General features: G+C 42.7%; 5 protein-coding genes and 1 pseudogene. All 6 read left to right on the top strand.

All coding sequences use genetic code 11. The features are described from left to right. Window positions 1-398 (top strand): hypothetical protein (locus FJR05_RS18530; RefSeq protein ID WP_168645482.1); only part of this gene is annotated, 398 nt, incomplete at its 5' end. 48 nt (window positions 399-446) lie between these two features. After that, a complete protein-coding gene (locus FJR05_RS18525; protein WP_168645481.1) occupies window positions 447-1,094 on the top strand; it encodes a site-specific integrase in 648 nt (215 codons plus the stop codon). 165 nt (window positions 1,095-1,259) lie between these two features. After that, window positions 1,260-1,430: a hypothetical protein gene (locus FJR05_RS18520; RefSeq protein ID WP_168645480.1), complete on the top strand. Its 171-nt coding sequence runs from the start codon at window positions 1,260-1,262 to the stop codon at window positions 1,428-1,430. A 92-nt stretch (window positions 1,431-1,522) separates the two neighbouring features. After that, entirely contained in the window at window positions 1,523-4,600 is a 3,078-nt protein-coding gene (locus FJR05_RS18515) for an ATP-binding protein (RefSeq protein ID WP_168645479.1), read from the top strand. Between the two features lie 3 nt (window positions 4,601-4,603). Further along, window positions 4,604-5,107 (top strand): hypothetical protein, encoded by a 504-nt coding sequence (locus FJR05_RS18510; RefSeq protein WP_217385627.1) that lies wholly within the window; start codon window positions 4,604-4,606, stop codon window positions 5,105-5,107. Between the two features lie 39 nt (window positions 5,108-5,146). Beyond that, window positions 5,147-5,335, top strand: a pseudogene (locus FJR05_RS18505) (type II toxin-antitoxin system HigB family toxin); the annotation flags it as partial. Between the last annotated feature and the right edge of the window lie 24 nt (window positions 5,336-5,359).

Raw genomic sequence — 5,359 nt, 5'->3', positions numbered from 1 at the left:
AAGCAACCACCGAATTACAGCAGGTGGAGGAGAAACTGGGAGAACTGGAAACGCACCTTTGCCAACAAGATGAACAAGTGGACTCTAAACTGGAAGCGCTTAGTAAACAGTTGGAGAAAATTGAGAAGGCGCTGGCCTCTGGTAAATACGGTGGTGGTAACTCTAAACCCCGGCGTTCAGGATATCCATATCAGTATCAACAACAACCAGTAGAAATAACTTCTTTTGCACCGCAAAATTTAGCGCAGAGGTTGGGGGTGACACAGCAGAGTTTAACTACAGAATGGGAAACCAAGAGTGAGAAAGAATTTATCAGTTGGTCCAGGAATCGTGACCCCAGTAGTTTGGGGTGGAAATTTCAGCCTCAAGATGGATTGTATTATCCAGTTAAGCAGTAGGGGAATAAAAAGTGCTAGGATGATCAACCATCGGGGGTAGACACAAATGTGAAAATTGACAGACACGGCAAAGCCAAAGTTCTTACCCAACCAGAAATCCAGCGATTATTTACAGAAGGTTTGACCACAGATCGAGATCGCACCCTTTGTGCTGTCATGCTCTACACAGGTTGTCGTGTCAACGAAGCTGTCACCGTAAAAATAACCGATGTCTACGACAAAAAAGGCAGAATTAGACCAGAACTCATCCTTCGCAAAGGCAATACCAAAGGACAATTAGCTACCCGCACCATTCCCGTCCTAGAGGACTTGAAGCACTTCCTAGAACAGTATCAACCCCCCACTACCAATGACGGATTTCTATTCCCCGGACGCTGGGGAAGGGGACACCTGCACTCGGACTCCGCCAGTATTATCTTTCGAGAAGGTTGTCAGCAAGTTGATATCGAAGGAGCAAGTACCCACAGCTTCCGCCGCACTGCCCTAACATTGATGAGCAATGCTGGTATCCCCCTGCGGGTAATTCAAGAAATTAGTGGCCACAGAAACCTAGAGCAATTGCAACGATATTTAGAGGTGGAATCGTCACAAGTTCGCGGGGCGATCGCCTCCTTGTCCATGCTCACCCCGGTTGCCGACTCCCATCATACAGATGACATAACTATCACCAGTATAAAGGTGAAAACTGATGGCTAGATCGGGAAAGTGGGCTATTCCGATCTATGGACGATAGTAGGCACGTTAACAGTTTTGACCGTCTTCCGGGTTTTCATGCTGTTGAGCTAAATGGACATCTCCCTCATCCTTACTAGAATACAAAGTATACAGTTACAGATCCCAAATTTGAAGTACCACCGAGTCGTGTGGGGATATTCCGATGCCTTCGGCAAGCGTAGCTATCGCCGACATTTTGATTGCTGGCAACATTTGTCTAGATTTGCGGCATTCATTCAACGAAATGGTACTTTTGTGGAATCTTGCATTAATTTGAATGCCCAAGTCAGAATGGTGAGACATCCAGCTAGTATTTAACCGTAATTGCGCTTATTTTAGTGTTATAAAGCAAAGGTGGATTAGCACTAAGCAATTTCCATCACACCAAAAGACCAAGGAAAATCAGATACATGAAAACCTTATTTGAAATCTGTACCCCCCGTCCCGACATATTAAAAGGAAATATTCGTGAATCTGATTTTGCTGCCGACTTAGCCGAAGTCATTAACGGGACAGCACCAGCAGAGTATGCCAAGTCAGACCTATTCTTTTCTAACACTCACCCCACCCAAGGATTAAAAGACCTATTAAAAACCGTGTGTCAACGGCTGCAAGGAAACGGTGGTTCTGCCGTCTTGCGTTTGGATACTCAATACGGTGGTGGAAAAACCCATAGTCTTATTGCCCTTACCCACGCCGCCCAGGGGATGCAAGGTGTAACCAATGTGCAAGAATTTATAGATCCGGCACTTGTCCCCACAGTCAAAGTTAGACTGGCCTCCTTTGATGGCGAAAATGCAGATCCACTAAATGGCAGACCTTTGGGCAATGGCTTACGGGCTTATACACCTTGGGGAGAACTAGCTTATAGACTAGCTGGAGTAGCAGGTTATGAAAAAGTTCGTCAAAGTGACATTGAAAAGGTTGCACCAGGGGCAGCTACCATACAAGAATTATTTGGCAACGAGCCAGTTTTAATCTTATTAGACGAATTATCTATATATTTACGCAGAATTAAGGGTAGACCAGAGCAAGAGCAACTGACACCTTTTCTTACTTCTTTATTTAAAGCTGTTAGTTCCTCAGAAAAAGCTTGTGTAGTCTTTACCCTAGCAGTTGGTAAAGAAGGGAAAGCCACAGATGCCTATTCCCAGGAAAATGAATATGTAGCTGAAAAATTAGATGAAGCTACCAAAGTGGCCGGACGACTAGCCACACTTCTCAATCCCACCACCGAACAAGAAACAGTCCAGGTATTACGCCGCCGTTTATTTGCAAATATTGATGAAGATGCGGCGCAAGAAATGATTCGTACCTATGAACAACTGTGGATTAGCCATCGCAGTGACATACCGACAGAACGGATAAATGCCAATAGGGGAGTTAATTTTCACAATGGCTTTCCTTTCCATCCTGCATTAATGGACTTACTCACAGATAAACTTTCCACCTTGAGTACCTTCCAGCGTGTGCGAGGAATGCTGAGATTATTGACACGTACTATAGCCCATCTTTGGCAAGAACAACCAGTCAATACCTACGCCATTCATTTACATCACGTTAATCCCAGCTATATTCCCATCCGCGATGAAATTACCACTCGTCTGGAATTAGGAAGATTTGACCCCGTAATCCAAAATGACGTAGCAGCAATAAAAGGCGGAACTTCCTTAGCAGAACAGTTAGATGCTAAATGGTATGCAGGTTTAGCACCCTGCGCTTCTTATCTTGCCCGGAATATTCTCTGGCATACCTTTGCTTTTAATGAGAATTTACAGGGAATAGATGAGATAAATTTACGCTATAGCATTTTAGCCCCTGGAATAGATGTGGGTTTTATCAATGATGCCCGCCAAAAATTTATTGCTGAATCTGCTTATTTAGACGACCGCCCCACAGCCCCGTTACGATTTTTAACAGAAGTCAACCTCACTGTTTTAATTAACCGCCAGAAAAAGCAAGTAGACACCAACGAGGCTAGAACTCAATTACGCGATCGCATTCGGGAAATTTTTACAGGTAATACCTTCAACCTAAACCCCTTTCCTGGTGGTGCTTATGATGTCGCAGATGACGTGGGAGATGGCAGACCCAACTTAGTTTTAATTAGCTACGATGCAGAAACAGTTCGCAATGAAGCCGTCACCGTACCACAGTTAGTCGAAAATATTTACACTACCCAAGGTTCTCAAGGTAAATACCGTGATTTAAAGAATAACTTAGTGTTTTTGGTTGCTGACGATGCCAGCCGTGATGAAATGAAAGAAAAGATGGTGTATCGCTTGGCATTAGAAGCGATGAAAACACCAGACAATTTGGCACAATTACCAGAACACCAGCAGGATAAAGTTAAAGAACTTCATCAAAAATCAGAACAAGAATTAGCGATTATCATTCAACAATGCTATCGCCACTTATTTTATCCATCTAAAAATCGTTTAGATAATGCCAATGTGGACTTAGCCCACATTGTTTTTGATTTACCCGCAGCGTCCCAGCGACCGGGGAATGGACAGCAGGAAGTTAATAAAGCACTACAGGACGCGCAGAAATTACTTACTGCTAATAGTGAACCATCAGCACCAAATTATGTCAGAGACAATACACCCTTAAAAAAAGGACAAATCAGCACTGCACAATTAAGAGGTGAATTTCGCAAAGACCCCCGGTTTCCCATCATGTTAAGTGATGACACCTTTGTTAAAATGGTGCGTAAGGGCATACAGCAGGGGATTTATATTTATCAAAGTGGGGATTTATTGCTAGGAAAGGACGACCCCTACGCAGAAATCAAAATTGATGAACAGTCAATTGTTTTTACCATAGAATATGCCAAAGGATGTAATATTTGGCCACGTCGTCCTGTCACCCCAACAGATAACCCAGACCCAGCAAGTAGCACCTACGGAAGCGGTGGTAGTGGTGCTACTGGAACAACTAAAGCCAAGGAAACAGGGGGAGGTTATAATCCTGGTACTGGGACAGACTCCACTGATACAGGTACAGACGGCGGTGATACCTCACCTACTCCACCAGCAACGCCACCTCAGCGAGTATTTAAAGCCGAAGCCCCATTGCGTGAAGCCTTAACCAAAATTTGGGAAGATGCTAAAGGCGCAAAAATCAAAAAAATTAGCCTACTGAGTTTAAGAATTTTTGACAGTAATGATGGTTTTAAGCTACTGGCAGCCATTAACAATGCCACCAATGCCGAAAAACAAGTTAAGCTGACGGCTGAGTATGAAACCAAAAATGGCAGTAGTTTTAATATGGAATTTGATGGACAGGTGAGTGATGTTTTACCAGTTAAAGATTTTTTACGAGACCAACTGCGGGCAGCTTCAGAAACAAATGTAGAATTAACCTTAACTTTAACATATCCTAATGGTTTAGACCTTAATGGAGATGAGCCAGAAAAGATGACGGAAAAGTTAGCTAGATTTGCTACGGGTGCTGCTTTTGTAGAAGCTTACGCAGAGGCTGTTTAAACAATGACTATTTCTATTTCTCCCTTAATTCAATTAGCAAATCACCATGATAATTTACCCAATAATTTGAGCAAACCTCACTACCAGCTACAAGTTGAAAAACTCCCAGGTAGTGATTTATCTTTAGAAATTTGGCAGTTACCAGCCCCAGCTACACCCCATCTCAAACATCCCCGACGGATTGCTGGACTAAAAGGCAGAAATTTAGCTTTAATTGAAAATCGCTTATTGCGACAGTTAAAACTGATAAATATTGATTTACCAAATATGCAAAGGGGGAAAAAAAAGGAATTTGAAATTGATGAAGAAAATGCTTTGAGAATGGGTTTAATGTTTCGGGTGTTAGCACCAATGCGAAACCGAGAAAATATGTGTTGTTGTGCGGAGGGAGTTGAAGCTATGGGTAAGGAGGAAGCTGCTTATTGGTTGGGAATGGCTATGCACCGGAAAAATCCCAGACGGGTATTAATGGCTTTGCGGTGTTTGTTGACAGACCCGAATAGATAATAAAAATTATATAATTGCCTTACTTTGTTATCAGGGACGATGCACGTTATTAGTTTTAGAATCTTAAGAGAGTATGCAGAAAACCATGCAGATTGTCAGGAAGCCCTGAATAATTGGTATAAGGTGGCTGTAAAAGCCAAATGGTCAAATTTAGTGGAAGTACAGCAGGTTTTCCCGAAAGCAGAAGCTGTTAGTAATTTTACTGTTTTCAATATTAAGGGGAATAAGTAGGTTAACAGAAAAATTTAAAGG

The organism is Dolichospermum sp. UHCC 0259, from assembly GCF_009711935.1.
Classification (GTDB): domain Bacteria; phylum Cyanobacteriota; class Cyanobacteriia; order Cyanobacteriales; family Nostocaceae; genus Dolichospermum.
This window is presented reverse-complemented; position numbering and strand designations above follow the sequence as displayed.

Excerpts from the sequence above, each read along its gene's own strand:
- FJR05_RS18510 (WP_217385627.1), top strand. The coding sequence starts at position 4,604 with ATGACTATTTCTATTTCTCCCTTAATTCAATTAGCAAATCACCATGAT.
- FJR05_RS18515 (WP_168645479.1), top strand. The coding sequence starts at position 1,523 with ATGAAAACCTTATTTGAAATCTGTACCCCCCGTCCCGACATATTAAAA.